Here is a 22,705-nt window from a genome sequence, read left to right on the forward strand (position 1 = left end):
TGTCAGCCCGCAACATAGCCTCCGTCCGCCAGGTAGAGGCCGCCGCTGCAATAGGTTGCGGCATCGCTCGCCAGGAACGCGATGAGATGCGCGATCTCCTCGTTGGTGCCGTATCGGCCCATGGGGATCTTCTCCTCGACGAAGGAGCGGAATCCTTTCTCGTCGCCGGGCGAAAGCTGATCCGCGAGCGAGTGGGTCATTCGATTGTCGATGGGGCCGGGAGCGACAGCATTCACCCTGACGTTAGAGGAGCCTAACTCCAGCGCCGCGGTCTTCACGAGCCCGCGACGGCGTGCTTGCTCGCGATGTAGGGGCCATCGCAGGAAAGCCGATGACGCCCGCGATCGAAGATAGGGCGATGATCGATCCTTTCCCGGCCGCCTTCATGGCTGGGGCGGCATATTTCATCGCTAGCCAGACCCGATTACGTTGACCCTGAGGACCTCCTCGAAATCCTCGACACTGAGCGCCTCGATCGGCTTAAGGACGCCTTCCGTCCCGGCGTTCGCGACCAGAATGTCGAGTGAGCCGAACTGCTGCAGGGTCGCGTTCACAGCGGCCGCGATCGCGGCTTCGTCGGTAGAATCCGCGATTGCCGTGGAGCAATTCGCACCTTCGCCGAGCCTTGCGCACGTCTCGGCCAGCTTGTCGCCGTTGCGGCCGACGAGCATGACCTTCGCGCCAAGGTCGAGGAAGAGTTTGGCGGTCGCTTCACCAATCCCGCCCGTCGCGCCAGTGATGACCGCGCACTTACCGTCCAGGCGCTGCAAGTTCTTACGGTCGCTTGGCATGAGCGTAGCTCCTTGATGTGGACCCTACGCAACTGGGCGACGCGGATTAGCACAGTTAAACGCGCATAAGAAAAGGGCGGCCCGGAAAGTCCGGACCGCCCTTCGCTTGACTGCTGCCGTAGCGACTAGCGCTTCGAGAACTGGAAGCTGCGGCGTGCCTTGGCCCGGCCGTACTTCTTGCGCTCGACGACGCGCGGATCGCGGGTCAGGAAGCCTGCCTGCTTGACCGTCGTGCGGAGCGCCGGTTCGAAGCGGCTGAGCGCCTGGGCGATGCCGTGCTTCACAGCGCCGGCCTGGCCCGAGAGGCCACCACCCTTGACGGTGATGACGACGTCGTACTGGCCCTTGCGGTCCGTAATGTCGAACGGCTGGTTGATGACCAGGCGAAGCGTCGGGCGCGCGAAGTAGACTTCCTGGTCGCGGCCGTTGACCTCGATCTTGCCCGAGCCCGGCTTCAGCCAGACACGCGCAACGGCGTCCTTGCGGCGGCCGGTCGCATAGGCGCGGCCAAACTTGTCGAGTTGCTGCTCGCGAAGCGGCGTCTCGGCCTGCACCGGAGGTGGCGGCGGAGCAGCGGCTTCAGCCGGAGCTTCTGCAGACGGAGCCGGCGCGGGCTGGGCAGCCTGCTGGCCGGTCAACTCGGCGAGATCGGAAAGGGACTGGCGATTGTCGGACATTATGCGCCCACCTTGTTCTTGCGGTTCATCGACGCGACGTCGAGGACCTGCGGGTCCTGGCCGCCGTGCGGATGCTCGGTGCCGTTGTAGAGATGCAAAGCGCGCATCTGGTCGCGGCCAAGCGGGCCGCGCGGGATCATGCGCTCAACCGCCTTCTCGAGCACGCGCTCGGGGAAACGGCCCTCGAGGACCTTGCCCGCGGTGATGCCTTTGATGCCGCCGGCATAACCGGTGTGCTTGTAATAGATCTTCTGGCTGAGCTTGCGGCCGGTAAAACGAACCTTGTCCGCGTTGATGACGACGACATGGTCGCCGCAATCGACGTGCGGGGTGTAGCTCGGCTTGTGCTTGCCGCGCAGGATATTGGCGATAATCGTCGCGACGCGGCCGACAACCAGCCCGTCCGCATCGATCAGGTGCCACTTCTTCTCGACCTCGGCCGGCTTGGCCGACTTGGTCGTCTTCATCAGCGCCTTCATGGCGTTTGCCTCTTTTCAAAAACGGGAAAGCGGCACCCAAATGGCGCCGCCGTCGGAGCGGCCAATGGCAGCAGAGGCCAAATTCGTCAAGCAAATCCGCCTGTTTGGCGACGGGTAAAATAATACCGGATCGTTATAGTCAACCTGCTCCGGAACGGAGGAATGCTTAAGCATGCGAAGTTGGCTGCGGGCTTAATTCTCCGGCGCGTGTTGCCGCGCCAAGGGGGGAACGGCGCGCGGCGGAAGCAGTGTCGATGAAGCCTCGCGAAGAGCGGCAGAAGGTGATGGTCAAAGCCAGGATGCGTAGCGACGCCTCCTGGAACGACGTCTGCATCGTCAACCTGTCCCTGCACGGTCTAGGGATCCAGACTTCGGAGCCGCCGTCCCGCGGGACTTATGTCGAGATTTGCCGAGGAACCCAGTCGATCGTTGCGAGGGTCGTCTGGGCAAAGGGCCATCGCGCCGGACTCCGCTCACAGGATGCGATTTTCATAAGGGCATTGGTAAACGACAATTCCGCGCCGGCGCCGCGCGTTGGTGCGGGCCAGCCGGTCGAGCGCCGGCGTGCGCCGCGGGCTGCTCAGCAGAAACACGACCATAGCCGCATGGCAGGCCGGGCGATGGAGTTTGCCTGCCTGGCGCTTATCGCAGGCGCGCTGGCGATGACGGCTTTCGGCGCGGTCGAGCAGGCACTCGCCGCGCCGATGTTGCAGATCAGCTCCGCGCTCGGATAGGGGCTAGCGCTGGTCGCCGGCCCTGATGAGCGGGACGATTTGCGCGATCGCGGAGACGCCCACTAGTACGTAGACGATCCGGCTGAGCACCGACATCTCGCCAAAGATGGTCGCAACGAGGTCGAAGCCGAACAGGCCGACCAGGCCCAGTTGAGGCCGCCGATAATCAGCAAGAGCAGGGTGATGGTGTTGATGGCGCGCATGGGGAATCCTTTTCGAAGTCGGGCGCCCGGCGCTCAGGAGGGACCAAATGCGCCGGACGCCCTTTTACTGGTCGGAAGTAGGCTGGCGGCGGGGCTGAAGCGATACGGACTTTCAGCCGTACGAGCAGCTAGAGTCCGGCTTCCACGGCGATGCGGATAGCTTCCGCTGACGTTGCCACGCCGAGGCGTTCGAGCAGGAGAGCACGGTGCATCTTCACCGTCTTCTCGCTGATCTTCATTTCCCAGGCGATCTGCTTGTTGAGCAGGCCGCGAGCCATGGATTCGAGCACTTCCTTCTGGCGCGGCGGGAGATCGGCAACCAGCGCCGCGGCCCTTCCGCGGCGCCCTGACAACCGATCCGCCGAGGGTTCTCCCAGGTCAACTTGCGAGCCGAGAAACCAGGCAAGGCCGCCTTCCGCGTCGAACAAGGGCGTGATCATCACGCCATTGCGAAACGGCGTGCCGTCCTTCTTGTAATTCAGGATGTCGACAAGGAGCGGCCGTCGATCGCGAAGCGCAGCGCGGATTTCTCCGGTCACCCATGGCTCGGTGCTTTCGCCGGCGAGGAACCGGCAGTTGCGCCCAACGATGTCGGATTCTGCATAACCGGTGAGATTGCAGAAGGCCGCGTTGGCGACTTCGATGGGATTGTCCGGGAGGCGCGGGTTGCTGACGACCATCGCCAGCGGCGATGCGCCGACCGTCTCGATCAACTGTCGATGGCCCTCGGCCAAAATGGCTCCTCGTTGTTGCGCGCCTCAATAGGAGTGTAGCGTTGCTGTTCAAAGGTGGAAGTCGTCATGGAGAACGCATTGGCGGGATTACCGTTCGCCGGAGTCGAGCTTGGAGGGACGAAATGCGTCTGCACGCTCGCAAACTCACCTAACGACATCCTTCGACAGGAAACCGTGCCGACCACCACGCCGGGCGAGACGCTTGGAGCGATCGAGGTTTTGCTGCGCGAATGGTCCGGGGGTGGCATCGCGGCACTCGGCGTCAACAGTTTCGGCCCGGTCGACTTGCGCATGGAATCCGCGACCTTCGGCTACATTACCAAGACGACGAAGCCGGCATGGTCAAACACGGACGTCGCGAAGCGGCTCGCTCGCGCGGCTGGGACGAGCGTCGCTTTCGATACGGACGTGAACGGCGCGGCTCTTGCTGAGATGAAATGGGGCGCGGGCAGGGGCTTTCACGACTTCGCCTACATCACAGTGGGAACGGGTATCGGCGTCGGGCTGATCGTCAACGGGCTTCCACCGCGCGGGTTCGGCCATAGCGAGCTCGGGCATGTACGGCCGGTGAGGCTGCCGGGCGACGATTGGCCGGGCGCGTGCAGCTTCCATGGCGCGTGCGTCGAGGGCCTGGCCTCCGGAACGGCACTGAAGGCGAGGCTCCAGTCGCGGCATATCGGCGAGATCGCCGAGGACGATCCGGTATGGGAAAGTGTGGTGAGCGCCCTTGCTCAGCTCTGTCACACGCTCGTCTGCGCCGCTTGCCCGGAGCGGATTGCGATCGGCGGAGGCGTGTTGGAGCGCCAGCCGCATCTGCTTCCGCGAGTCCAGAAGGCGCTCGTCGATAGCCTCGGCGACTATGTCGACCTGCCTCGCGCCGATTACGTGGTCGCTCCCGGACTCGGCGCGCAAGCCGGACCGATGGGATCGATCGCGCTTGCAATGGACGCCGCAGCCGCTCGCTGAAATCCGAGACTTCCGGGCTTGTGACACCGGTCCTTAGCTGCCACCAAGGCGCCGCCATCAGTTAGGGAGAGCGACGAGTGGCGCAGACCGATAGCCGTTCGGCAACAGTGACTAGCGCCTATGCGATCGTCACATGCCTGTTTTTCGCATGGGGATTCATCACCTCGCTGGTCGACCCTTTGGTCGCTGCGGTGAAGGGCATCTTCCAGCTCAGTGACGTCGAGGCCCAACTCAGCGCGTCGGCATTCTTTATCGCCTACGGCGTGATGAGCCTCCCGGCCGCGGTCCTGCTCTCGAGAAGGAAGGCCGTCGGCACCGTCCTGATCGCTTTGGCGCTGATGGTCGCTGGATGCATGATCATGCTCGCCGCTGCGAACATCGCCGTCTACGAGCTTGTGCTGCTTGGGCTCTTCGTCCTCGCTAGCGGTATCACGATCCTGCAGGTCGCCGCGAACCCGCTGGCCGCCGCGCTTGGGCCGCCAGATCGCAGCCACTTCCGGCTGACGTTCAGCCAGACCTTCAACAGCCTCGGCACCTTCATCGGCCCGTACCTCGGTGCGGTACTGTTCCTGAAGGGCGTCGAGGTGAAGCATGGCGCGGTCCTCACCGACGAGGTGCGCGCACAGTCGCTGGCCGGAATCGACCGAGCCTTCTTCTGGATTGCAGGCCTGATCATCTTGGTCGGCGTAATAATCTGGATGGGCCGCAAGGTGATCAGCGCTTCCGCTCCCGCGGCACCCCAGGAGACCGCACGCCGAGGCGTCGCTGCCACCTTCCGCGACGCGACTTCGTCGAACTGGGCATTATTCGGTGGGCTCGCCATCTTCCTCTACGTCGGAGCTGAGGTGGCGATCGGGACCCAGATGTCCTTCTTCCTCAACAGCGATCGCGTCTGGGGTATCCCGCTCGAGAATGCCGCCAAATATGTCAGCCTCTATTGGGGCGGTGCGATGGTCGGCCGGCTTGTCGGGTCAGGACTGTTGACGAAGGTTCCGGCGCCGAGACTGCTCGCGGTCTTTACCGGGATGGCTTGCGCCATGTGCGTCTACGTCTTCGCGGTAGGCGGCGTTAGCGCCGGCTATGTCGCACTGGCGATCGGCCTGTTCAATTCGATCATGTTCCCGGTGATCTTCACGATCACGCTGGAACGGTCGACTGCGTCGGAAGAAGCGACGTCCGGGTTCCTTTGCTTCTCGATCATCGGCGGCGCGGCAATTCCGCCGCTCGTAGGTCTCGTCTCGCAGAACACGGACTATGTCACGGCGCTGATCGTTCCGGCGATCTGCTACGGCATCCTGCTGTTCTTCGCGCTTTCGGCGGGTCGGGCCCGCATTGCCCATCCGACCGGGGTCGAGACCCCGATCGAGCCGCTCTAGGCGTTGCCGACCAAGCCGATGCTCTGCTCGACCCATTCGGCATAGCTGAGCAGAAGCTTGTCGATTGGCCAGACGGCGATGCACGGCACCTCGTAACTGTGAAGGCCGGCGATGCGCGAAATCAGCGCGTCGGCGGCCTCTACGGTCGTCTTGAGGATCGCCGGCGTCTCTTCCGTAGTCTCAACAGCGCCTTGCCAACGGTAGATCGAACGGCAGGGTCCAAGGATATTGATGCAGGCCGCCAGACGCTCCTCGACGACGGTCCGGCCAATGCGCTCGGCCTCCTCTACACTGGCGAAGACACAGTAGACCGAGACGACGCTCATTTCTCGCGGCGTCCCAGCACATGCGCGCCCCAGACCGTCGAGGCGAGCACGAGCGCGCCGACGGCCTGGTGAAGGGCCGCGAGCCAGATCGCAACGCCGGTGAGCACCGTCAGGATACCCAGCAGGATCTGCGTCCCGAAGGCGGAATGGATGGCGATCGACGCGGACCGCCCGCCCTCACGTGGCTTGATCCGTCGCGCGAAGATCACGAGCGCCGCGACGACGACCCAGGCCCACCAGCGGTGGATGAAGTGAATGAAGAATGGGTCATGCGTGAGCGCGAAGAACGCGCCGTTCGACCAATCCACACCTTCCGGGAAGATGCGCCCCTGCATCAACGGCCAGTCGCTGGCGACCTGCCCCGCATTGAGGCCGGCGACCCAGGCCCCGAACAGGAGCTGGATGAAGAGGACAGCGATCGTTGCGAATGCAGCGCCGGTGAAGTGGGCAGGGCGGTCTTCTCCCGTGCGCGCAAGAAGTCGCAAATCGAGGGCTACCCAGATCAGGGCGCTCATGATCGCGAAGGCTAGGAGAAGGTGCGCCGAGAGCCGGAAGTGGCTGACGTCGGTGCGATCCACGAGCCCGGACATGACCATGTACCAGCCCAATACGCCTTGCATCCCGCCGAGCACGAAAAGGCCGCCCAGCTTCCACCCATAGCCTCGCGGGATGGCCCGCCTCGCCGCGAACCAGATCAGGGGAACAGCGAAGGCCACGCCAATGAGGCGGCCGATCAACCGGTGGAACCACTCCCAGAAGAAAATGAACTTGAATTGGGCAAGCGTCATTCCGGCTGGCCCGTTGATCTCCAAATATTCCGGCGTCTGCTTGTAAAGGTCGAAAGCGTGCTGCCAGTCGGAGTGGCTCAGCGGCGGAATCGCGCCGGAGACGGGCTTCCACTCGGTAATCGAGAGGCCGCTCTCGGTGAGGCGGGTAATCCCGCCCACGACGACCATCAGGAAGACCAGGGCGGCAACGGCCAGGAGCCAGTTGGAGATCGCTAGCGGCCGCTTCGTCGGCAGAGCCTGCTCGCGGGATGCGGTGAGGGTCGAGTCCATTTGCGGGGGCGTATCGGGCGGCCGGAGAGCTTTGCCAAGTGCTTCGGTTGCGCCGATCCACCCCGTCGAGATTCTCTCTATGTAATGTTGTAACCTGACGAATGGCGCGTTATATTCTCGCCCGATGGCAATGGCAGTTCAGACACGCGGATTGGACCGGATGGCCATTGGCCTATCCGGCCTTTGCCTCGTCCATTGCCTTGCCACCGCTATCCTGCTCGGGATGCTTTCGGCAGCCGGCGGGTTCCTCGGATCGCCGCTGATACACGAGACGGGCCTCGGCCTGGCGATGATTGTCGGTGCTTTTGCGCTTGGACGAGGAATCATCGAGCACGGCTTCATGATGCCGAGTGCGGTCGGAAGCCTGGGTCTTGGCGTGATGGGCGGTGCGCTGACCCTGCCGCACAATGGATCGGAAGCGCTGACCACGGTGATCGGCGTCGGCATTCTTGCGCTCGGGCATCAGCTCAACAGCATCGCTGCGGACTAGGCGATTAGGAGCGGGCCGCCTTGCGGCCTCACCAACCGAGGACTATTTCCCCTACCTATGGGCGCGCATCACCACCACTTGCACGAAGGCGAGTCGCTGACGGAAGCGGCGCGCGAGCAGCTGACCAGCCGCGGCGAGCAGTGGACCGACATGCGGGCCGCGGTGTTCGAGGCCCTGGCAGGGTTCGACCGTCCGGCAAGCGCTTATGACATTGCCGAGGCCGTCTCCGGCAAGCAGGGGCGGCGGGTCGCAGCGAACAGCGTCTATCGTATCCTCGACCTGTTCGTCGGCGCGAACTTGGCCCGCCGGGTTGAAAGCGCCAACGCCTATGTCGCCAACGCCCATCCGGACTGCCTGCACGACTGCATCTTCCTGATCTGCGACACTTGCGGACAGGCCGTGCACATCGACGACGATGCGCTCTCGGGTGGGGTCAGGAAGGCGGCTGCAAGCGCCGGCTTCTCATCCGCCAGGCCGGTGATCGAGGTCCGTGGAACCTGCGGCGACTGCGGGGATGACCGCAGCTGAGCATTTTCTGAGCAATTGCTGAGAATGGGACTCGTTCGTGACAAGGTTTCGGGTTCCGGATAAGGCCTGTTCCATGTCCGACCGGCCAGAAACACCGTTGCTCGATACGGTTCAGTATCCCGCAGACATCCGCAAGCTCGACAGGGAAAAGCTTTCGCAGCTTGCCGATGAGCTGCGACAGGAAGTCATTTCCGCCGTCTCCGTGACGGGCGGTCACCTTGGCGCGGGCCTGGGCGTCGTCGAGCTGACGGTCGCGCTGCACTATGTTTTCAACACGCCCGACGACAAATTGATCTGGGACGTTGGACACCAGGCCTATCCGCACAAGATCGTGACCGGTCGGCGAGACCGCATCCGTACGCTTCGCCAAGGCGGAGGGCTCAGCGGCTTCACTAGGCGGAGCGAGAGCGAATACGATCCCTTCGGTGCGGCTCACAGCTCGACGTCCATTTCGGCGGCTCTCGGCTTCGCCATCGCCAATAAGCTAGCCCACCAATCCGGTAAGGCGATCGCGGTCATCGGCGACGGGGCGATGAGCGCAGGCATGGCCTACGAGGCGATGAACAATGCCGCTGCGGCCGGCAACCGGCTGGTTGTCATTCTAAACGACAATGACATGTCGATCGCGCCGCCGGTCGGAAGTCTGCGCAACGCGCTCGCGCGGCTGGTCAGCTCGAGCAAGTATCTTGCTCCTCGCAAGTTGGCGCAGAAACTCGCCCGCGCCATGCCGGAGCCGCTCCATCGCACGGCACGTCGCGTCGAAGAATATGCGCGCGGCCTGTTCACGGGCGGCACGCTCTTCGACGAATTAGGCTTCTATTACGTCGGCCCCGTCGACGGGCATGACGTCGAGGCGCTGGTCGAAGTCCTCGAGAACGTCCGCGACGCCGATATCGGGCCGATGCTGGTCCATGTCGTCACTCACAAGGGCAAGGGCTACGGTCCGGCGGAGAATTCAGCGGACAAGTATCACGGTGTCGTCAAGTTCGACGTCGTGTCCGGCAAGCAGGATAAGGGACCCGGCGGCGGTCCTCCGTCCTATCAGAACGTTTTCGGCGAAACCCTCGCCAAGCTGGCCGAAACCGACAGCCGAATCTGCGCGATTACGGCTGCGATGCCTTCCGGAACCGGGGTAGACAAATTCGCGGCCGCTCATCCCGAGCGGGCGTTCGACGTCGGTATCGCCGAGCAGCATGGTGTTACTTTTGCCGCCGGGCTTGCGGCGCAGGGCATGCGCCCGTTCGTCGCGATATACTCGACCTTTCTTCAGCGCGCCTACGACCAGGTCGTCCACGATGTGGCGATCCAGAATTTGCCGGTTCGTTTCGCGATGGACCGCGCTGGCCTCGTCGGCGCTGATGGTGCGACCCACGCCGGTAGCTTCGATCTCGCCTATCTCTGCACTCTGCCGAATTTCGTGGTGATGGCCGCTGCGGACGAGGTGGAGCTCGTCAACATGGTTCACACCATGGCGCTCCACGACAGCGGGCCGATCGCGGTTCGCTATCCGCGCGGCGAGGGTCGCGGGATTGCGCTTCCGGAAACCCCGCAGGCGCTGGAGATCGGCAAGGGACGGATCGTCCGCCAGGGCAGCAAGGTCGCGATCCTGTCGCTCGGAACGCGTCTGGCCGAGGCGGAGAAGGCGGCCGATCAGCTTGAGGCCAAGGGTCTGTCGACGACCGTGGCGGACCTGCGCTTCGCCAAGCCGCTTGACGAGGCGCTGATCCGCAAGCTCCTGACGACGCACGAAGTCGCGGTGACGATCGAGGAAGCCTCGATCGGTGGACTTGGCGCCCATGTCCTGACGATGGCCAGCGACGAAGGCCTGACCGATGCGGGGCTCAAGATCCGCACGATGCGCCTGCCCGACGCCTTCCAGGAGCATGACAAGCCCGAGAAGCAATATGACGAGGCGCACCTAAACGCCCCGCATATCGTCGAGATGGTGCTCAAGGCGCTTCGCGTGAACAGCGCCGGCGTCGAAGAGGTGCGGGCGTAGCCAAGGTCCGCGCCGATCAGTTGTTGGTGAGCCGCGGGCTCGCCGACAGCCGTACCAAGGCTCAGGCGCTGATCATGGCTGGAGCGGTGTTTAGTGGGGAGAGGAAGCTCGCCAAGCCGGGCGATATGCTCGCCGAGGACGCGCCGCTGGAAGTGCGCGGTAAAGACCATCCTTGGGTCTCACGCGGAGGTATCAAGCTCGATCACGGGCTGGCGCACTTCTGCCTCGACGTGAGCGGCGCGGTGGCGCTCGATGTCGGGTCGTCGACTGGTGGCTTTACGGACGTCCTGCTGTCGCGCGGTGCGGCCAAGGTCTACGCGATCGACGTCGGCACTAATCAGCTGGCGTGGAAGCTTCGGCAGGACCCGCGGGTTGTCGTCCACGAGCAGACCAATGCGCGCTTCCTGACCGCCGACCAGGTTCCGGAGCCGATCGACATCGTCGTCTGCGACGCTAGCTTCATTGCGCTGGCGAAGGTCCTCGAAGCGCCGCTCAAGCTTGTCGGGCCGGGTGCCAAGTTGGTCGCTCTGGTGAAACCTCAGTTCGAAGCAGGTCGAGAAGATGTCGGAAAAGGTGGTGTAGTTCGTGACCCGGAAGTCCACGAGCGCGTTTGTGCACAGGCCAAAGGCTGGGTTGAGTCCCAAGGCTGGACCGTGCTTGGCGTGACACCAAGCCCGATCACCGGGCCCGAAGGCAATATTGAGTTCCTGCTGGGGCGGAGAAGAATGGCTGAAGCTGTCGAGCGTCGAGAATGGTGGAAGATCGCACTTGTCACGGTTCCGGCGATCATAATTGCCGGGTCCGCCAGCGGCTGGCTATCCAATTCCGGTTTCGGGAATCCCTGGTTCGACAGCCTCGCAAAGCCGTTCTTCATGCCGCCCGGCTGGGCGTTCGGCGTGGTGTGGCCGATCCTCTACGCACTGCTCGGGATCGCGCTTGCCCTGATCCTGGTCGAACCGCCGTCGGACCGCCGCCGCAACGCACTGTTGGCCTTTTTCGCGCAGTTGGCGCTCAATTTCGCCTGGTCGCCGATTTTCTTCGCGGCACACGCGATCCAGATCGCACTTGGCGTAATTGTCGTGATGGCAGCGCTCGCCGCTTTCACCGCGGGCCAGTTCCGCCGGATCCGGCCGCTCGCTGGTTACCTGATGGTGCCGTACCTGCTTTGGCTCTGCTTCGCGGCGACGCTCAATTCCGCAATCGGCCGGCTCAATCCAGGCGCTAGCGTTTAGCCGCGCCAGGACGACGTTCGTCGAATATCCCGCACGGTCCGTCATTCATGGTATAAGCGCCCTTCCAAAGAAGGGTGCGGGATGATGAGACTCCTACCTGCTGCAGGACTACTTCTCCTCGGACGGCGCTGCCAGTGGCGGCGCAGACGATGAAATTACCGGTTGCTGCGGTCGAGGCTCCCGTTTCTCCCGTCCGGACCCAGCAATACGAGACCATCGCCCAGTCGGATCAGGTCGACAGCACCACCCAAGCCACGAAGCTAAAGTTCAATCGTGACGATTACGACAGGATGACCGTGCCGGTTCGCGTCGCCGGGGCCGGGCCGTACCGTTTCTTGGTCGATACGGGCGCCGATCGGACTGCGATCTCGTCGGAGCTGGCCCAACGCCTAAGTCTTCACGATCGCGATCACGTGGTCCTTCATAGCGTGACCGGCGCTTCGGACATCGAGACTGCAAACGTTTCGGTTCTCGATGTCGCGGCGAAACAGGTGAAGAACGTCAACGCGGCACTCCTTGATTCCGCGCATATCGGCGCCGACGGCATCCTGGGCTTGGACTCGCTTCGTTCGCAGCGCGTCCTGTTCGATTTCAAGAAGCAGACTCTGACGATCGTTCCTTCCGAGACTTACGTTCGTGAAGACAAGGATACTATCGTTGTCACCGCGCGCGTGAAGAACGGCAGGTTGATCCTGACCCAGGCTCGCGCTGAGTCCACTCCCCTGACGCTGGTGGTCGATACCGGTGCGCAGATTTCGATCGGAAATGAGGCGCTCCGGCGAAAGCTTAGCCGCGGGAGTGTGAAGAGGACGGGACCGGTCGAGCTGCAATCCGTGACCGGCGAGAAATTGGCGGGCGAATATACGATCGTTCGGGAGCTCACCGTGGGCGGCATCACGCTCAAAAAGCTTCCGATCGTCTTTGCGGACTCGCACGCGTTCAAGCGGCTCGGCCTCAACGACAAGCCGGCGCTTCTCCTCGGCATGAATGCCCTTCGGAGTTTCGACCGCGTATCGATCGATTTCTATCGCAAGAAGCTGAAGGTCGTCCTACCCGAAGAGGGCGCGCTCCAGACCAGGATGGTAGCTGCACTTCGCTGACGCCGCCCTCTGGCGGGCGCATTCGGGCTTCCCTATTTGACGTCGATGTGCTTCGCGCCTCCTGCAGGCGGCGCGTTCCATTGTCTAAATGCGTAGCTGAGCCCATCTGACGGGGCGGAGGAGACTAGTATGCAGTCCGAGAACAAGCTGTTCGACGACTTCGTGAAAATGGTGAACGGCGTTGCCGGAACCATGGCCGGAGTAGGCCGCGAGGCCGAAGCGTCCGTGCGGGAGAAGGCGCGCGAATGGATGGCCGGTGCCGATTTCGTCGGCCGTGACGAGTTTGAGGCTGTAAAGGCGATGGCCGCGGCTGCCCGCGACGAGAATGAGGCCCTGAAGGCCCGGATCGCCGCTCTGGAAGCGAAGGCGACTCCTGCGGCTGCCAGCACCAAGAGAGCGCCGAGGCCGAAGGGCAGCCCGGAGGCGTGAACCTGAGCGACGAAGAGGCCCAGGAAGAGCGCGACGACGGCGCTCCGATTGAAGTTCTCGACCAATATTTCGAGGCTCGCGGCTGGGCGTGCGAACGCTCTGGCGAAGGCGAAATCGTAGCGTCTGCGACCGGTAGCTGGACCCAGTACGAGCTTCGCGGCGTCTGGCGGCCGGAAGATCAGGTTCTGCAGTTTCTGGCGTTCCCGGACATCAAGGTGCCACCGGAGAAGCGCTCGGCGATCTATGAGAGCCTGGGCCTCATCAATGAGCAGCTGTGGCTCGGCCATTTCGAGATGTGGTCGGGCTCCGGCCTGGTCGTGTTCCGTCACGCGACCATCCTGGACACGCGCGAAAGCGATGGATTTACCCTCGACCAGGCGGAAGCCATTATCGAAGCCGCTCTCGAGGAATGCGAGCGCTTCTACCCCGTCTTCCAGTTTGTACTCTGGGGCGGGAAATCGCCGGGCGAAGCCATCGCCGCGGCCCTGATCGACACCCACGGGGAGGCTTAAACTGGTACTGAAACCGATCTGGTTCATCGGCTGCGGAAACATGTCCGGAGCAATGATCGAAGGCTGGCGCACTGCCGGCGCCGACCTGAGCGATGCTGTCGTCATTCGCCCGAGCGGCAAGCCTGTCGAAGGTCTTCGAGTCATCACGAATTATGCCGAGGCCGGCCCGCCGCCGCGGCTGGTCATCCTCGGATGCAAGCCGCAGCAGTTGGACGATGTCGTCACCCGGCTTTCAGCGCACCTGACCGCGCAGACCGTGGTCGTGTCTATCCTTGTCGGTGTCGAAGTTGCGACACTGCGCGAGAAATTCTGGACCGCCGGAGCGGTCGTCCGGGCACTTCCGAACCTTCCCGTCTCGGTGCGTCGCGGCGTGGTCGCGCTGTACGGCGACGATCTGCCGGGCGAGGTGCATGACGAGCTGTCGCAGCTGTTCGCACTGCTAGGTTTTGCAATGTGGACCAATACCGAGGCCAATCTCGTGGCGATCGGCTCGGTCGCTGGCGCCGGACCGGCCTATGTTGCGAAGTTCATCGACGCTTTGACGAAGGCGGGCGTCGATCGCGGCCTGTCGAGCGAGACGGCCTCGACGATTGCGCTGGAAACGGTGCTCGGAACGGCATGGATGGCCGCCTCAACGCGGGAGACAATGGGCGAGATCGTCGAACGCGTCGCGAGCCCGGACGGCACGACGGCGGCCGGACTCGCAGTGCTTGGCCGGGATGATGTGCTCGACAAGCTCGTTTCGCTGACAACCGCCGCAGCTTCGCGTCGTGCCGGCGAACTCGCAGCGGAAGCGAAGGGCACTCAGCTTGCCGACGAGAACTCACCGTCCTAGTCGCCAAAGCCTAACAGGGGCCATGACATGATCGGCGAACTTTACGTGGAAGATAAAAGCCGTCTCGCCTTCGAACCCACGACGAAGCCCGTTCCGGCGGACGAGCGCGCCAAGCTCCTCGCCGATCCGGGTTTCGGCCGGGTTTTCACCGATCACATGGCGATCATTGAATATGATGAGAGCAAGGGCTGGCACGACGCGCGTGTCACCGCCCGCCATCCTTTCAAAATGGATCCGGCGTCGCCGGTACTTCATTACGCCCAGGAAATTTTCGAGGGCATGAAGGCGTATCGCAGGCCGGGCGGCGGCGTCGCGCTTTTTCGCCCGGACGCAAATGCGCGCCGGTTCGCCAAATCGGCCATTCGCTTGGCTATGCCGCCGTTGCCGGAAGAGATGTTCCTGGAATCCGTTCGTGGGCTCGTGCGTGCGGACCGGGAATGGATTCCGGAGACGGAAGACGGTTCCCTCTATCTTCGCCCGTTCATGATTGCGAACGGCTCGTTCCTTGGGATGAGGCCTTCGACTGAGTTCATTTACGCCGTTATCGCATCGTCGGTCGGAGCCTACTTCAAAGGCAATGCGCCGAGCGTGTCGCTCTGGGTCACGCGGGAATATGTGCGAGCTGCGCCCGGTGGGACCGGCGAAGCGAAGTGCGGGGGCAATTACGCCGGCAGCCTGATCGCGCAGGCCGAAGCGATCCGCAATGGATGCGACCAAGTCGTCTTTCTGGATGCGATCGAGCGGCGCTGGGTCGAAGAGCTTGGCGGAATGAATGTCTTCTTCGTCTTCGACGACGGATCGATCCGGACCCCGCCGCTGGACGGCACCATCCTGCACGGGGTTACCCGCGATTCCCTGCTGACGTTGGCTCGCGACATGGGTGCGCCGGTTCGCGAGGAGCCTTATTCGATCGAGCAGTGGAAGGCGGATGCCGAAAGCGGACGGCTGACGGAGGCCTTCGCCTGCGGAACCGCCGCGGTCGTCACGCCGATCGGACGGGTAAAAGGCGTGGACGGCGAGTTCACCATCGGCGGTCAGTCGGTCGGCCCGCTGACCATGCGCCTGCGCTCGGCACTGGTCGACATCCAGCGCGGCCATGCTCCCGACCCGTACGGCTGGACCGAGCGGGTACTCTGATCCGCTAGAGCGCTTCGGCGAAGATCGACAGGTCGAGTGTTTCGCTCGGGCCGAACCAGATCACATGCTCGGTATGGTCTGCGAAGTCCTCGCCGGTGCTGGTGTGCGCGAAGATCGTCAGCCCGTTGCGGTGGAGGGCCATCCATTGCGCGAAATCCCCAAATTGCTCCGGACGCACCGTGAGTTGGCAGCTTCCGCGAGGGTGGGGACCGACGGGATTCGTATGGAAGCGCCCCACTGGAACGCCGAACTTTGCGTGGGCAGCTTCGGCAAGCTTTTGAGCGCGGTCGAGCTGGTCCGCATCGAAATAGATGTGGGCGTGAAAGTCGCGGATGGCGTTCATGGCGCGCCATTTAGCAGAGGCGGAGCCAAAGGCTAAGCTTGGGGTTCCCTTGGGAGAAGCGGCGGGTATAAGCGCGCTTCCCCGCATCGACGGGCCGCCTGCTGGGGCGTCGCCAAGTGGTAAGGCACCGGTTTTTGGTACCGGCATTCGCAGGTTCGAATCCTGCCGCCCCAGCCAGTACGAATATCGCCGAACTCGGCGCTCTTGACCCTGACATTGTGTCAAGGTCCAAAAGCGCCCACATGACGAGTCGAGAAGGCGAGGAATGCGTCATGGCCGAGTGCCATCATGCGCACGAACATCACCACCACGCTGCGGCGGGCGACCACGGAAAGTTCGTGACCGACCCGGTGTGCGGGATGACGGTCGATACGACGACCGCTGAGCACAGATTCGAGCTCGGTGAGGGCACCTATTACTTCTGCAGCGCGCGTTGCCTGGAGAAGTTCAGAGCGAACCCGGACACCTATTTGAACCCGACCGGCCATAGTCCGGTGGTCTCGGCCCTGCGGGTACGATCTGGACCTGTCCGATGCACCCGGAGATCCGTCGCGACGGTCCCGGAAGCTGCCCGATCTGCGGCATGGCGCTCGAGCCGCTCGAGCCAAGCCTCGAGGAGGGGCCGAACCCCGAGCTGATCGACATGACCCGGCGCTTCTGGGCCAGCACCGCGTTCACCGTGCCACTTGCCGTGCTGGTCATCGCGGCAGAGCTGTTCGGCTTGGAAATCATGCCGATGCGGACGCTCGTGTGGGTGCAGCTTGCGCTCGCGACGCCCGTCGTCCTGTGGGGCGGATGGCCGTTCTTCGAGCGGTTCTGGTCATCGCTGAAGTCGCGCAATCTCAACATGTTCACGCTGATCGGGCTCGGGGTCGGCGTTGCTTACGGCTACAGCGTCGTTGCAGCACTGGTGCCCGAGATATTCCCCGCGTCGCTGAAGACCATGGCGGGTCGGTCCCGGTCTATTTTGAAGCTGCCGCGGTCATCACGACCCTGGTGCTGCTCGGACAGGTGCTCGAGTTGAGGGCTAGGTCGGCAACCGGCAAGGCTATCCGCGCCTTGCTCGGACTTGCTCCGAAGACAGCCCGCAAGGTCCACGACGACGGCAGCGAGGAGGATATTCCGCTAGAGCACGTCCATGTCGGCGACCTCTTGCGCGTCCGCCCGGTGAGAAAGTGCCCGTCGATGGGATCGTGGTCGAGGGCCACAGCTCGGTCGACGAATCCATGATCAGCGGCGAACCCGTGCCGGTCGAGAAAGTCGCGAACGACAAGGTCGTTGGAGCGACGGTCAATGGGACGGGCAGCCTGCTCGTCCGGGCTGAGCGCGTCGGCCGCGACACTATGCTCTCCCAGATCGTGCGCATGGTGGCTGAAGCGCAGAGATCGCGCGCTCCGATCCAGGCGCTCGCGGACAAGGTCTCCGCCTGGTTCGTTCCAGGCGTTGCGCTGGTGGCTGTCATCGCGTTCGTCGTCTGGAGCTTCGTCGGCCCCGAGCCGCGTCTTGCCCACGCCTTGGTCAACGCGATCGCCGTGCTGATCATCGCCTGTCCCTGTGCTCTTGGCCTAGCAACTCCGATGTCGATCATGGTCGGTACCGGCCGCGGAGCGACGGCGGGCGTGCTGGTGAAGAATGCCGAGGCGCTCGAGCTGATGGAAAAGGTGGACACACTCGTCGTCGACAAGACCGGGACCCTGACGCTTGGCAAGCCCAGGCTCGTCACCGTCAAAGCGGAAAGCGGATTCGAGGATCGCGAGGTGCTTCGTCTTGCTGCCGCCCTCGAACGGGGCAGCGAACATCCGCTTGCGGCGGCGATTGTTGAAGGTGCTGAGGGGCGCGGCCTCGACCTGCCGGCGGCCCAGAATTTTCAGAGCCACACGGGCAAGGGCGTTTCCGGGACAGTAGACGGCCGAGAGGTCGCCCTCGGAAACAATGTCCTGCTCGCGGAACTCGGAGCGGACGTCACCGTGCTTGAGGTCTTAGCGAATGAACATCGGTCGGAGGGCGAGGGCGTCATGTTCGTCGCCATCGACGGCCGTGCGGCCGGCCTCATCGTTGTCGCGGACCCCATCAAGCCCAGCGCCGCCGAAGCCGTCGCCCATCTACAGCGCGAGGGAATTCACCTGGTCATGATGACGGGCGACAATCGCCGAACGGCGGAAGCCGTCGCCCGCCGGGTCGGCATCGACGAAGTCGCCGCCGAGGTGCTCCCCGATCAGAAGCAGGCAACCGTTGAAAAGCTTCGCAGCGAAGGGCGCCGTGTCGCAATGGCTGGCGACGGCATTAACGATGCCCCCGCGCTGGCCGCGGCCGATGTCGGCATCGCAATGGGGACCGGAACCGACGTCGCCATGGAAAGCGCAGCGGTGACCCTGGTGAAGGGCGACCTGAACGGAATCGTCCGCGCTCGCCGCCTCAGCCACGCAACGATGCGCAACATCCGGCAAAACCTGTTCTTTTCGTTCGTCTTTAACGGTGCGGGCGTGCCTATCGCCGCCGGAGTCCTTTATCCGTCTTTCGGCCTGCTTTTGTCGCCGATCATCGCTGGGGCCGCGATGGCCTTCAGCTCAGTCGCGGTCATCGGCAATTCCTTGCGATTGAGGAGCGCCCGGCTGTGAAGATCGGTGAGGCCTCGATCGCATCCGGCGTCAGTCAGCGGATGATCCGGCATTACGAGAAGATCGGTCTCGTCCCCGCGGCATCGCGGCGAGATTCCGGATACCGGGATTATGACGAACGCGATGTCCATACCTTGCGGTTCATCGGTCGAGCCCGCGATCTGGGCTTCCCGATCGAGGAAATCCGCACGCTCCTGGGGCTTTGGAACGACCGGCACCGGTCGAGCGCGGACGTCAAGCAGCTCGCTTTATCGCGGGCAGCCGAGCTGAAGAGGAAGGCAAAGGAGCTCGACGAGATGCGCCGTTCGCTCGAGCATCTGGCCGCTCGCTGCCATGGCGACGACCGACCGGACTGTCCGATCCTCGGCGGGCTCGAGGGAGACGGAAAATGACCCTGGTCATTGCCGCGCAAGCTGGCGGGGCCTATGTCGCCCGCATGCCCGCGGCGCTCCTCAGGCTTATCATGCTGATCGCATTGGCGTTCATGCCTCTTGGCATGACAGGCGCGCCTGCGGTGGCGGCAACTGCTTCCACCGCCGCTGCCGGCCATTGCGACGAACATCAGAAGCCGGCCGACGCGCCGGCCAAGATGAGCATGCACTGTGCAGCTTGCGCGGCGCTGCCTGCGATCGAACCGACGGCAGTCCCCGAACTCAAGCCGCAGGCGCCCGCGCGCATTTCTGCGATGAACGCCCTTTCCGACACCAAACCCGAGATCGCGACACCCCCTCCAAGGCTGGCCTGAAGACTGACTCTCAGTTTTCGATCCAACACAGCATTTGGAGAATTTCACATGAAGACTTTTATTGGCGCGATCGCGCTCATTATTGCCGCACCGGTCGCAGCCCAGACCGCTCCGTCGTCCCAGATGGACCATTCCAAGATGGGCCATTCCCAGATGGGACAGATGGACCATAGCCAGCACAGCCAGGGCAAGCATGACTGCAAGGAGTGCTGTGAGAAGATGAAGGGCAAGGACGGCAAGATGGAATGCATGGACAAGAAGGCGGATGCCAAGACGGCAGCGCCCGACGCGTCCGCGCAGGCCCACGAAGGCCACGCCCACTAATCGAAGAGGCGCCGCTCCACGCGGGCGGCGCCACCTTTCCAGGGAACAGGATCGACGCCCGCTCGTCGGGCGAGGACATTTTCATGAATGAACTGACATTACTCAACCGGCGGACGTTTCTCGCCGGCAGCGCGGCCGCCGCCAGCGTGGCCGGACTTTTTCCGGCCTGGGCCATGAGCATGAGCCCCGGCGTCACTGCTGCAAAAGGAAGCGGCACGCTTGCCGGAAACGACCTGGCGATCACGGTCGCGCCGCATTCGTTCAACGTTGACGGCCGCGTCGGACTCGCCGTCGCGATGAACGGCACGATCCCGGGCCCCCTCGTTCGCCTCAAGGAAGGTGAGAACGTCCGGATCGCGGTGCACAACCAGCTGGGCGAGGACACGTCGATCCACTGGCACGGGCTGCTCGTGCCGTTTCAGATGGACGGGGTCCCGGGCGTCAGCTTCCCCGGGATCAAGGCGCACTCGACCTTCGTCTACGAATTCCCGGTCAGGCAGTCCGGCACCTACTGGTATCACAGCCATTCCGGCCTGCAGGAGCAGGTGGGACATTACGGGCCGATTATTATCGATCCTGCCGGCCCGGATCCGGTTGCTTACGATCGCGAGCATGTGATCCTGCTGTCCGACTGGACCTTCCTCCACCCGCACGCGCTGTTTACCCAGCTGAAGAAGCAGCCTGGTGTCTTCAACCGGCAGAAGCTGACACTCGAAGACAGGATGAAGGGCCGTAATCCGTTGACGGCCGAGGAACGCGCCATGTTCGCGCGGATGCGGATGGACCCGACCGACGTTTCGGACGTGACCGCGGCCGCCTACAAATATCTCATCAACGGCCACACGCCCGGAGAAAACTGGACGGGTCTCTTCCATCCCGGCGAGCGGGTCCGACTGCGGATCATCAATGCGGCCGCGCAGACGATTTTCAACCTGCGCATCCCCGGCCTGCCGATAACGGTCGTTGCGACCGACGGGACCGACGTCCGGCCCGTCGAGGTCGACGAGCTTCAGATCGGCAATGCAGAGACCTACGACGTGATCGTCCAGCCCTCAGACCGTGCCTACACCTTTGTCGCCGAGACGATCGACCGGTCCGGCATGGGCGTCGCGACGCTCGCTCCGCGCGAAGGCATGCGCTCGACAGTCCCACCCCTTCGCGAACGTCCGATCCTTCGAATGAAGGACATGGGCATGGATCACGGCGCCTCGGCCCAGCCCATGGACCATTCGGCCATGGGGCATGGCAGCACCGGCGCAATAGATCATTCGGCGATGGGACATGGAAGCGTGCCTGTGCCCGGCGCGCCGATGGACCACGGCGACATGAAGATGCGCGACAAGTCCAAGGTGAGATTCCCCGTCGGCGTAGGGGTCGACATGATCGCCCCGATGCCGATGGACCGCACCGGCGATCCGGGCATCGGCCTCGACAATGTCGGCCACCGGGTTCTCACCTACAGGGATCTCGTGGCGCTGAAGCCGTTTCACGATCAGCGCCCGCCGACGCGCCGGATCGACATCCATCTGACCGGCAACATGGAACGTTTCATGTGGTCGATGGACGGCGAGAAGCTGAGCGAGAACCCGGAGCCGTACCGATTCGCGCGCAACGAGCGGGTGCGGATGCGGCTCATAAACGACACGATGATGACTCATCCGATGCACATCCATGGGCATTTCTGGCAGCTGGTGAATGGTCACGGCGCCAATCAGCCGCTGAAGCACACCGTGCGTGTATTACCCGGCGGCTACGTGGATCTCGACATGACCGCGGACGCACCGGGCGATTGGGCGTTTCACTGCCACCTGCTCTACCACATGCACGCGGGGATGATGCGCGTTGTGAAGATCCGGCCACTGGAAGGAGAGGCGGCATGAAGCGCCTGATCCTGCTCCTCGCCGCATCGGCGCTCGCGTCATCGCCGGCCCTGGCACAGCACACGGGGCACAACATGCCCGGCATGACGATGCCGATGCCGTCCAAGCCCGCAGCAAAGAAGAAGCCAGCCGCCAAGAAGGCCGCGGCCAAAAAGACAACCGCGAAGAAGAAAACGGCAAAGAAGGCGGTGCCGAAGAAGGCGGCCCCAAAGAAGACCGTGAAGAAGGCAGTCGAAAAGCCCGCGGCGAACTCGCATGCAGGGCACGACATGTCGAGCATGCCCGGCATGGAGATGCCCGCTGAAACGTCGAAGACCGATCCTCACGCCGGCCATGTCATGCCGACAGAGCAATCCGCGACGCCGGATGCCCATGCAGGTCACGACATGACGGCGATGGCGGCCGAACCGCCGGTCGCACCGCCTCCGCCCGAGGCTCTCAGCGGTCCCCAGTATGCGGCGGACACGGTCTGGGGCATGGGGCGATGGATTCCTCGCGCGCGGTGCTCCTGCGCGAGCATGGAAGCATGCCGGCGTCAAAGCTGCTGATCGATCAGCTAGAGACGCGCGCCCGGAGAGGGCGCGACGGCTACTATCTAAACGCCGAAGCCTGGTACGGCGGCGACATCGACAAGCTGTGGCTGAAGACCGAGATAGAAGGCGAGTACGGACGGAAGGCAGAGCAGGCCGAGTTCCAGGCACTCTGGAGCCATGCGATCGACCCGTGGTTCAATCTCCAGGCCGGAGCGCGTTTTGATGCGCGGCCCGATACGCGCGGGCATCTCGTCCTCGGCGTCGAAGGTCTCGCGCCGTATTGGATCGAGGTCGACGCGGCCGCATTCCTCTCGGACAAGGGCGACGTCACCGCACGAGTCGAGGTCGAGCATGACATGCGACTGACCCAGAAGCTCATCCTCCAGCCTCGCGTCGAACTCGATTTTGCAGCGCAGGATATCCCGCGCCAGCAAATCGGATCGGGCCTTTCCTCGGCCGAGCTCGGTCTGCGGCTCCGCTACCAGATCGTGCCCCAGTTCGCCCCGTATGTCGGCGTCAACTACGAACGCGCGTTCGGCGACACCCGGCGATTTCGCACGCAGGATGGCGAAAGTCCTGGTGGCTGGCAGTTCGTGGCCGGCCTCAGGACCTGGTTCTAAGTACCGGCGCTTGAAGAGAATGCCCTCCGAGGGGTT

At 63.6% G+C, this 22,705-nt stretch carries 25 protein-coding genes, 1 tRNA gene and 3 pseudogenes; 21 read left to right on the forward strand and 8 right to left on the reverse strand.

The window, feature by feature from the left end; translation table 11 throughout:
- Positions 1 to 2 precede the first annotated feature (2 nt).
- The 3 genes and pseudogenes from H9L14_RS15590 to rplM form a co-directional block, all read right to left on the reverse strand.
- A pseudogene (locus H9L14_RS15590) lies at positions 3 to 791 on the reverse strand (SDR family NAD(P)-dependent oxidoreductase).
- Positions 792 to 916: 125 nt separating this feature from the next.
- The gene (rpsI, locus tag H9L14_RS04625) at positions 917 to 1,468 is read right to left on the reverse strand and encodes a 30S ribosomal protein S9 (RefSeq protein ID WP_187709405.1); all 552 of its coding nucleotides are present in this window, start codon (positions 1,466 to 1,468) and stop codon (positions 917 to 919) included.
- Positions 1,468 to 1,947: a 50S ribosomal protein L13 gene (rplM, locus tag H9L14_RS04630; RefSeq protein WP_187709406.1), complete on the reverse strand. Its 480-nt coding sequence runs from the start codon at positions 1,945 to 1,947 to the stop codon at positions 1,468 to 1,470. Before rplM ends, rpsI begins: the two co-directional genes overlap by 1 nt.
- A gap of 254 nt (positions 1,948 to 2,201) precedes the next feature.
- Between rplM and H9L14_RS04635 the strand changes: the two genes are divergently transcribed.
- Positions 2,202 to 2,681, forward strand: coding sequence for a PilZ domain-containing protein (locus tag H9L14_RS04635; RefSeq protein ID WP_187709407.1), 480 nt, complete (start codon positions 2,202 to 2,204; stop codon positions 2,679 to 2,681).
- A gap of 3 nt (positions 2,682 to 2,684) precedes the next feature.
- Here the strand turns inward: H9L14_RS04635 and H9L14_RS17330 are convergent, their stop codons facing one another.
- Complete coding sequence (locus tag H9L14_RS17330) at positions 2,685 to 2,933, reverse strand: DUF378 domain-containing protein (RefSeq protein ID WP_222949968.1); 249 nt, start codon at positions 2,931 to 2,933, stop codon at positions 2,685 to 2,687.
- A 79-nt stretch (positions 2,934 to 3,012) separates the two neighbouring features.
- On the reverse strand, positions 3,013 to 3,618 hold the full coding sequence (locus tag H9L14_RS04645) for a LuxR C-terminal-related transcriptional regulator (RefSeq protein ID WP_343070233.1): 606 nt from the start codon (positions 3,616 to 3,618) through the stop codon (positions 3,013 to 3,015).
- 66 nt (positions 3,619 to 3,684) lie between these two features.
- Between H9L14_RS04645 and H9L14_RS04650 the strand changes: the two genes are divergently transcribed.
- Positions 3,685 to 4,584, forward strand: coding sequence for an ROK family protein (locus tag H9L14_RS04650; RefSeq protein WP_187709408.1), 900 nt, complete (start codon positions 3,685 to 3,687; stop codon positions 4,582 to 4,584).
- Between the two features lie 77 nt (positions 4,585 to 4,661).
- Positions 4,662 to 5,960, forward strand: coding sequence for a sugar MFS transporter (locus H9L14_RS04655; protein ID WP_187709409.1), 1,299 nt, complete (start codon positions 4,662 to 4,664; stop codon positions 5,958 to 5,960).
- On the opposite strand, the gene cutA is transcribed toward H9L14_RS04655, so the two are convergent.
- Complete coding sequence (gene cutA / locus H9L14_RS04660; RefSeq protein ID WP_187709410.1) at positions 5,957 to 6,286, reverse strand: divalent-cation tolerance protein CutA; 330 nt, start codon at positions 6,284 to 6,286, stop codon at positions 5,957 to 5,959. The two genes, H9L14_RS04655 and cutA, sit on opposite strands and share 4 nt — an antisense overlap.
- Positions 6,283 to 7,344, reverse strand: coding sequence for a COX15/CtaA family protein (locus tag H9L14_RS04665; RefSeq protein ID WP_187709411.1), 1,062 nt, complete (start codon positions 7,342 to 7,344; stop codon positions 6,283 to 6,285). Before H9L14_RS04665 ends, cutA begins: the two co-directional genes overlap by 4 nt.
- Before the next feature lie 160 nt (positions 7,345 to 7,504).
- Between H9L14_RS04665 and H9L14_RS04670 the strand changes: the two genes are divergently transcribed.
- The 10 genes and pseudogenes from H9L14_RS04670 to H9L14_RS04710 all read left to right on the forward strand — a co-directional run bounded on the left by H9L14_RS04670 (position 7,505) and on the right by H9L14_RS04710 (position 15,606).
- Entirely contained in the window at positions 7,505 to 7,834 is a 330-nt protein-coding gene (locus H9L14_RS04670; RefSeq protein WP_246444466.1) for a MerC domain-containing protein, read from the forward strand.
- Positions 7,835 to 7,891: 57 nt separating this feature from the next.
- Entirely contained in the window at positions 7,892 to 8,362 is a 471-nt protein-coding gene (locus tag H9L14_RS04675; protein ID WP_187709413.1) for a Fur family transcriptional regulator, read from the forward strand.
- Between the two features lie 73 nt (positions 8,363 to 8,435).
- Entirely contained in the window at positions 8,436 to 10,361 is a 1,926-nt protein-coding gene (gene dxs, locus H9L14_RS04680) for a 1-deoxy-D-xylulose-5-phosphate synthase (RefSeq protein ID WP_187709414.1), read from the forward strand.
- A gap of 20 nt (positions 10,362 to 10,381) precedes the next feature.
- Positions 10,382 to 11,083 (forward strand): annotated as a pseudogene (locus H9L14_RS14975) (TlyA family RNA methyltransferase); the annotation flags it as partial.
- A 3-nt stretch (positions 11,084 to 11,086) separates the two neighbouring features.
- Complete coding sequence (locus tag H9L14_RS14980) at positions 11,087 to 11,593, forward strand: TspO/MBR family protein (RefSeq protein ID WP_222949969.1); 507 nt, start codon at positions 11,087 to 11,089, stop codon at positions 11,591 to 11,593.
- Between the two features lie 134 nt (positions 11,594 to 11,727).
- On the forward strand, positions 11,728 to 12,693 hold the full coding sequence (locus H9L14_RS04690) for a retroviral-like aspartic protease family protein (RefSeq protein WP_187709416.1): 966 nt from the start codon (positions 11,728 to 11,730) through the stop codon (positions 12,691 to 12,693).
- Between the two features lie 129 nt (positions 12,694 to 12,822).
- Entirely contained in the window at positions 12,823 to 13,122 is a 300-nt protein-coding gene (locus H9L14_RS04695; RefSeq protein WP_187709417.1) for an accessory factor UbiK family protein, read from the forward strand.
- Between the two features lie 2 nt (positions 13,123 to 13,124).
- Positions 13,125 to 13,634, forward strand: coding sequence for a type III secretion system chaperone family protein (locus H9L14_RS04700; RefSeq protein ID WP_187709865.1), 510 nt, complete (start codon positions 13,125 to 13,127; stop codon positions 13,632 to 13,634).
- A 25-nt stretch (positions 13,635 to 13,659) separates the two neighbouring features.
- Complete coding sequence (locus H9L14_RS04705) at positions 13,660 to 14,469, forward strand: pyrroline-5-carboxylate reductase family protein (protein WP_281389482.1); 810 nt, start codon at positions 13,660 to 13,662, stop codon at positions 14,467 to 14,469.
- 27 nt (positions 14,470 to 14,496) lie between these two features.
- Entirely contained in the window at positions 14,497 to 15,606 is a 1,110-nt protein-coding gene (locus tag H9L14_RS04710) for a branched-chain amino acid aminotransferase (RefSeq protein WP_187709419.1), read from the forward strand.
- A 4-nt stretch (positions 15,607 to 15,610) separates the two neighbouring features.
- Here the strand turns inward: H9L14_RS04710 and H9L14_RS04715 are convergent, their stop codons facing one another.
- A complete protein-coding gene (locus H9L14_RS04715) occupies positions 15,611 to 15,949 on the reverse strand; it encodes a DOPA 4,5-dioxygenase family protein (RefSeq protein WP_187709420.1) in 339 nt (112 codons plus the stop codon).
- A 102-nt stretch (positions 15,950 to 16,051) separates the two neighbouring features.
- Here H9L14_RS04715 and H9L14_RS04720 point away from each other — a divergent pair.
- The 8 genes and pseudogenes from H9L14_RS04720 to H9L14_RS15605 all read left to right on the forward strand — a co-directional run bounded on the left by H9L14_RS04720 (position 16,052) and on the right by H9L14_RS15605 (position 22,669).
- Positions 16,052 to 16,126 (forward strand) — tRNA-Gln (locus H9L14_RS04720).
- A 95-nt stretch (positions 16,127 to 16,221) separates the two neighbouring features.
- A pseudogene (locus H9L14_RS04730) lies at positions 16,222 to 18,567 on the forward strand (heavy metal translocating P-type ATPase).
- Positions 18,564 to 18,959 (forward strand): Cu(I)-responsive transcriptional regulator, encoded by a 396-nt coding sequence (gene cueR / locus H9L14_RS04735; RefSeq protein WP_187709422.1) that lies wholly within the window; start codon positions 18,564 to 18,566, stop codon positions 18,957 to 18,959. The pseudogene H9L14_RS04730 and the gene cueR overlap by 4 nt, the downstream one beginning before the upstream one ends.
- Entirely contained in the window at positions 18,956 to 19,312 is a 357-nt protein-coding gene (locus H9L14_RS04740) for a hypothetical protein (protein ID WP_187709423.1), read from the forward strand. Before cueR ends, H9L14_RS04740 begins: the two co-directional genes overlap by 4 nt.
- A gap of 48 nt (positions 19,313 to 19,360) precedes the next feature.
- A complete protein-coding gene (locus H9L14_RS04745; RefSeq protein ID WP_187709424.1) occupies positions 19,361 to 19,636 on the forward strand; it encodes a hypothetical protein in 276 nt (91 codons plus the stop codon).
- An 83-nt stretch (positions 19,637 to 19,719) separates the two neighbouring features.
- Entirely contained in the window at positions 19,720 to 21,516 is a 1,797-nt protein-coding gene (locus H9L14_RS04750; protein ID WP_187709425.1) for a copper resistance system multicopper oxidase, read from the forward strand.
- Positions 21,513 to 22,064, forward strand: coding sequence for a hypothetical protein (locus H9L14_RS15600; RefSeq protein ID WP_246444467.1), 552 nt, complete (start codon positions 21,513 to 21,515; stop codon positions 22,062 to 22,064). Before H9L14_RS04750 ends, H9L14_RS15600 begins: the two co-directional genes overlap by 4 nt.
- A complete protein-coding gene (locus H9L14_RS15605; protein ID WP_246444469.1) occupies positions 22,043 to 22,669 on the forward strand; it encodes a copper resistance protein B in 627 nt (208 codons plus the stop codon). The genes H9L14_RS15600 and H9L14_RS15605 overlap by 22 nt, the downstream gene beginning before the upstream one ends.
- Positions 22,670 to 22,705 lie beyond the last annotated feature (36 nt).

Origin of the sequence: Sphingomonas sediminicola, from assembly GCF_014489515.1 — a bacterium.
In the GTDB taxonomy this organism is placed as follows: Bacteria; Pseudomonadota; Alphaproteobacteria; order Sphingomonadales; family Sphingomonadaceae; genus Sphingomicrobium; species Sphingomicrobium sediminicola.

What these genes read in the sequence shown, in the direction of transcription:
- H9L14_RS04670 (WP_246444466.1), top strand. Translation starts at nt 7,505, where the DNA reads ATGGCCATTGGCCTATCCGGCCTTTGCCTCGTCCATTGCCTTGCCACC.
- H9L14_RS04740 (WP_187709423.1), top strand. Translation starts at nt 18,956, where the DNA reads ATGACCCTGGTCATTGCCGCGCAAGCTGGCGGGGCCTATGTCGCCCGC.
- cutA (WP_187709410.1), bottom strand. Translation starts at nt 6,286, where the DNA reads ATGAGCGTCGTCTCGGTCTACTGTGTCTTCGCCAGTGTAGAGGAGGCC.
- rpsI (WP_187709405.1), bottom strand. Translation starts at nt 1,468, where the DNA reads ATGTCCGACAATCGCCAGTCCCTTTCCGATCTCGCCGAGTTGACCGGC.
- H9L14_RS04635 (WP_187709407.1), top strand. Translation starts at nt 2,202, where the DNA reads ATGAAGCCTCGCGAAGAGCGGCAGAAGGTGATGGTCAAAGCCAGGATG.
- H9L14_RS14980 (WP_222949969.1), top strand. Translation starts at nt 11,087, where the DNA reads ATGGCTGAAGCTGTCGAGCGTCGAGAATGGTGGAAGATCGCACTTGTC.
- rplM (WP_187709406.1), bottom strand. Translation starts at nt 1,947, where the DNA reads ATGAAGGCGCTGATGAAGACGACCAAGTCGGCCAAGCCGGCCGAGGTC.
- H9L14_RS04665 (WP_187709411.1), bottom strand. Translation starts at nt 7,344, where the DNA reads ATGGACTCGACCCTCACCGCATCCCGCGAGCAGGCTCTGCCGACGAAG.
- H9L14_RS15605 (WP_246444469.1), top strand. Translation starts at nt 22,043, where the DNA reads ATGCCGGCGTCAAAGCTGCTGATCGATCAGCTAGAGACGCGCGCCCGG.
- H9L14_RS04650 (WP_187709408.1), top strand. Translation starts at nt 3,685, where the DNA reads ATGGAGAACGCATTGGCGGGATTACCGTTCGCCGGAGTCGAGCTTGGA.
- dxs (WP_187709414.1), top strand. Translation starts at nt 8,436, where the DNA reads ATGTCCGACCGGCCAGAAACACCGTTGCTCGATACGGTTCAGTATCCC.
- H9L14_RS04695 (WP_187709417.1), top strand. Translation starts at nt 12,823, where the DNA reads ATGCAGTCCGAGAACAAGCTGTTCGACGACTTCGTGAAAATGGTGAAC.
- H9L14_RS04715 (WP_187709420.1), bottom strand. Translation starts at nt 15,949, where the DNA reads ATGAACGCCATCCGCGACTTTCACGCCCACATCTATTTCGATGCGGAC.
- H9L14_RS15600 (WP_246444467.1), top strand. Translation starts at nt 21,513, where the DNA reads ATGAAGCGCCTGATCCTGCTCCTCGCCGCATCGGCGCTCGCGTCATCG.
- H9L14_RS04745 (WP_187709424.1), top strand. Translation starts at nt 19,361, where the DNA reads ATGAAGACTTTTATTGGCGCGATCGCGCTCATTATTGCCGCACCGGTC.
- H9L14_RS04675 (WP_187709413.1), top strand. Translation starts at nt 7,892, where the DNA reads ATGGGCGCGCATCACCACCACTTGCACGAAGGCGAGTCGCTGACGGAA.
- H9L14_RS04710 (WP_187709419.1), top strand. Translation starts at nt 14,497, where the DNA reads ATGATCGGCGAACTTTACGTGGAAGATAAAAGCCGTCTCGCCTTCGAA.
- H9L14_RS04750 (WP_187709425.1), top strand. Translation starts at nt 19,720, where the DNA reads ATGAATGAACTGACATTACTCAACCGGCGGACGTTTCTCGCCGGCAGC.